Below are 3562 nucleotides of genomic sequence, written 5' to 3'. Positions count from 1 at the left end.
CTACTCATCTCGCTTCTCCCATATGTTTGGAATAAACAACCCCAAATCACCGCAATCTCCTGCGGCAATTTGTCGCACTCTATGCCGCAGCCAAAACAAAAAAATTGATCGAGGCTAAATTTAGCCTTGCTTTGTTTGGGAGATTGCCTATTCATGCGCCATTCCGGGGGTTTGGCTTAGTTTTTGTTAGGATTTTTCCTATCCTCGTGCGGAATCACAGCTGCTATCAATCAGCCTTCTGGGGCTTAATCGACAGCGCAGCCTTGGGCAAAATGCTTGCGCCACACCGCAAAGCGCCGACACCTCTCAAACTCCTGCCATTGCCGGAAAATTTGATGGTGATTAAACCTATTTCCATGGCACTGACCAACAATTCGGGCGCACCACAAACACTCCACAGGAAACTCACACGTCGATGCAGGAAAGAATCCTCGCCACCACCGCCCTCCTCCTGGTTTTGTGCATCGGCACGCTGGCGCTTTTCTGGCACCCCGAACCCCCCAGCCGCCCGCTGCCCCGCCCGGGCCTGCCGGCCGGCGGGGACTTCATGCTTGAAACTGCGAGCGGCAAAATTTCCCTGGCCGATTTCAAGGGCAAAACTGTATTACTCTTTTTTGGCTACACCAGCTGCCCGGACATCTGTCCGACCGGCCTGATCACCCTGGCCGATGCCTTGAGCCAGCTCGAACCCGAAGAAAAAGCCCGCGTCGCCACCTTGTTCGTCTCAGTCGACCCGGCCCGCGACACGCCCGCGCACCTGGCCGAATTCACCGCGTTTTTCGACCCTTCCATTCTCGGCGCAACCGCCAGCCCCGGCGCACTCGCCGACCTCGCCAAGCGCTACGGCGTGATTTACCACTTTGCCGAAAATGGCGCAGTCGACCACAGCGCCGACGTTTTCCTCATCAACGGCGACGGCAGACTCGTCGACAAAATCGCTCACGGCACTGCCGCCACGGCGATTGCGGGCGCCTTACGCCAACAACTGAAAGCCTTGTGATGCGCACGCTTTGTTTCTCCTGCCTCATGGTGCTGGGCTGGATGCCTGGTTTTGCCAGCACGGCGCAGGCCGATCCTGCCCCCGCCCTCTACCAGCGCTTCGCTGCCCAGCCTGAAACGCGCTGCCTGGAGCTCGATATCGATCTCACACACGGCGAACCGGCACGCTTTGCCGAAGGTCACTTGCACTACCCCATGCGCGACAAATCCATTGCTGAAGGCTGGAGCTGGCCGGAAGAAAAAACCGAAAACAGCGACTACTACCTCTACAAATACCTGCCGCTGGCCAGCGAAAGCGAAGATCGGCGCACCTACGAAGCAGAGGACAAGGTCGGCGAACCGCAAACCATGACAGAACGCTGGCGTTACGATTATTTCTTTGCTTTCAACAACATAAAGTCATTCTCCAGCACCGACGACGATGAGGACGCCTTGCTTTTTTCCTTGCCGGCGGGTATTGATCCCTCCGGCCTCGGTTTGCGCGCCGAGGTATGCCTGAGCGAACCCGTGACCCGGGAAAGCACAACCTTTTGGAAAGCCACCTACGGCAAACCTGTCGATCTGACCTTGAAAAAACGTTATCTCATGGGCCATTTGCGTGCACTACACGTGATTGACCCAAACAACGGCCGCAAAATCTCCAGCCTGCGCGCCCGCCCTGAACTTCATCTCTCTGCAAAGGAGTAAAACATGCTGCGAGCCAGCTCACGACACACCTCACTGCGCGCCCCGCTCATCGCCGCCTTCATCCTCCTTGGCGCACCTGCTGCGCACGCCGCAGAAGATGCCTTGACGCAGGCTGTCACCGAATTCGGCACCTTGAACGGCGTCATCCTGGCCTGCAAGCAACACGCACTGACCGCCCGCATGCGCGAAATCATGGTGGACACCGTGCCCAAAGAGCGCAATGTCGGCGAATTATTTGAAGACGCCACCAGCAAGAGCTTCCTCAACTTCGGCAGCGACGGCAAAACCTGCCCGGATGGCAAAACCCTGGCCGAACAAATCGATCTTGGACGCGGCAAGCTGCAAAAAGCCGTCGGAAAAGGCGCATGAAACGTCGTCACTTCTGCGCAGCGCTGACGGCGCTGCCTTTCCTGATCGGCACACAGCATGCCCGCGCAAGCTCGCCGCACACGACTTTCGATCTGGAACCGCGCAGCATCAACCCGCGCTACATGCTGATTGGCCCGCAGGGTTCCGCCGTTTCCAACGAAGATTTTCGCGGGCGCTTCCAACTCATCACCTTCGGCTACACCTTCTGCCCGGACATCTGCCCCACCACCCTGGTCGATATCGCCGAAGCGCTCAAACTCCTGGGCACGGACGCCGAGCGCGTACAAGCAATTTTCATCTCGGTCGACCCCGAACGAGACAACCCGCAACAGCTGGCGACCTACACCGCATTTTTCGACCAACGCATCATCGGCCTGACCGGCTCGCCCGCCCTGGTGCAAGCCGCTGCGCGTAATTTCAAAGTGCGCTACGAAAAGGTTGTCGGTGAAAGCGAAGACCCGAAAAACTACGCCGTAGACCATTCCGCCGGCATTTACCTGCTCGGACCGGAAAGCACTTTCATCAAGAAATTTGCCTATGCCACGCCGCCGGCAAGCATTGCCAACGACATTCGCCAGCTGATTTCATCCCATTGATTTTCAAAGGTTAGCCAATAATGACCCTTCTTCGCCGCACCCTGCTTTCCCTCCTTCTTGCCAGCACATCGATCCAGTTGCTGGCGGCGGACGCCCCACCACCCGCTGCCCCGAACGCCACCCCGGCGAGCGTCGACACCAACGCCGCACAGGCCGCCCGCAAGGTGGCCCGCGGCCTGGTGCTCAAAAGCCAGGAACGCCTGATTTTCACGCCCTGCCGCGATCGCAACTACGTCAACATCGAAGACATTTCTCCCAAGGCAGAAGTCACTGCCCAGTTGAAAGAACTGGGGCTGACCGACGGCACGCCGATTTACGCCGAGTTTTTTGGCGAGCCTGAGGGCAATGCCTTGCTGCGCACACGCGCCCTTAACTTTGCCAGCCTGGACGCCCGCTGTTACGCGCCCCGGCGCAGCACCGGCGAATGGCGCGCTGCGGGCAAAGGCTGGGCACTCACCCTGTTCGAAAACCAGGGCACCTTGCAGCAAGACGGCCAGAAAGATGTCATCGGCGATTACAAAGTCAGTGGTCAGGATGACAACAGCGTCGATATCGATTTGAGCGGCCAACTCACCGCCCCGCTGCGCCTTAAACGACAAAACTGCCGCAACACCAGCGAAAACGGCAAGGCACGCATGCAGGCCTGGCAGGCCGAACTCACCGTCAACGGCAAAAAACTCGACGGCTGCGCCTGGCGTCAGTAAGCCTCACCGCGCCCCCAGCGGCGCACTGAAATACCCTGCCAAAACCCGGAGCCAGAACAGGCTTCCGGGTTTTTTCATGGTCTGCAAGGCGCCACCATGACGACAAAAGACCAAGCCCCGTTTTAGCGCACATCATGGATTCGCGGCCTAGCGAATCCGAGAATTCTGGCACCGTCACAAAGGAGGGCACCATGAGCGGTATTTTTA

Annotated in this window: 5 protein-coding genes; all 5 read left to right on the top strand. The window is 58.4% G+C overall.

Going from position 1 to position 3562, the window contains the following annotated elements; translation table 11 throughout:
* Positions 1-415: 415 nt before the first annotated feature.
* The 5 genes from ACM62Q_RS13005 to ACM62Q_RS12985 are packed head-to-tail and all read left to right on the top strand — an operon-like array spanning position 416 to position 3355.
* Complete coding sequence (locus ACM62Q_RS13005; protein WP_415037270.1) at positions 416-1000, top strand: SCO family protein; 585 nt, start codon at positions 416-418, stop codon at positions 998-1000.
* Positions 1000-1686, top strand: coding sequence for a hypothetical protein (locus ACM62Q_RS13000; protein ID WP_415037268.1), 687 nt, complete (start codon positions 1000-1002; stop codon positions 1684-1686). Before ACM62Q_RS13005 ends, ACM62Q_RS13000 begins: the two co-directional genes overlap by 1 nt.
* Positions 1687-1689: 3 nt before the next feature.
* Positions 1690-2055: a hypothetical protein gene (locus ACM62Q_RS12995; RefSeq protein ID WP_415037266.1), complete on the top strand. Its 366-nt coding sequence runs from the start codon at positions 1690-1692 to the stop codon at positions 2053-2055.
* Positions 2052-2651, top strand: a complete 600-nt coding sequence (locus ACM62Q_RS12990) for an SCO family protein (protein WP_415037264.1) — start codon at positions 2052-2054, stop codon at positions 2649-2651. Before ACM62Q_RS12995 ends, ACM62Q_RS12990 begins: the two co-directional genes overlap by 4 nt.
* 20 nt (positions 2652-2671) lie before the next feature.
* Positions 2672-3355 carry a hypothetical protein gene (locus ACM62Q_RS12985; protein WP_415037262.1) on the top strand — a complete coding sequence of 228 codons (684 nt, stop codon included), beginning with the start codon at positions 2672-2674 and terminating at the stop codon, positions 3353-3355.
* Positions 3356-3562: the final 207 nt, after the last annotated feature.

It is taken from the genome of Azonexus sp., from assembly GCF_047638095.1.
GTDB lineage: Bacteria > Pseudomonadota > Gammaproteobacteria > Burkholderiales > Rhodocyclaceae > Azonexus.
This window is presented reverse-complemented; position numbering and strand designations above follow the sequence as displayed.

Excerpts from the sequence above, each read along its gene's own strand:
- ACM62Q_RS13005 (WP_415037270.1), top strand. The coding sequence starts at position 416 with ATGCAGGAAAGAATCCTCGCCACCACCGCCCTCCTCCTGGTTTTGTGC.
- ACM62Q_RS13000 (WP_415037268.1), top strand. The coding sequence starts at position 1,000 with ATGCGCACGCTTTGTTTCTCCTGCCTCATGGTGCTGGGCTGGATGCCT.
- ACM62Q_RS12995 (WP_415037266.1), top strand. The coding sequence starts at position 1,690 with ATGCTGCGAGCCAGCTCACGACACACCTCACTGCGCGCCCCGCTCATC.
- ACM62Q_RS12990 (WP_415037264.1), top strand. The coding sequence starts at position 2,052 with ATGAAACGTCGTCACTTCTGCGCAGCGCTGACGGCGCTGCCTTTCCTG.
- ACM62Q_RS12985 (WP_415037262.1), top strand. The coding sequence starts at position 2,672 with ATGACCCTTCTTCGCCGCACCCTGCTTTCCCTCCTTCTTGCCAGCACA.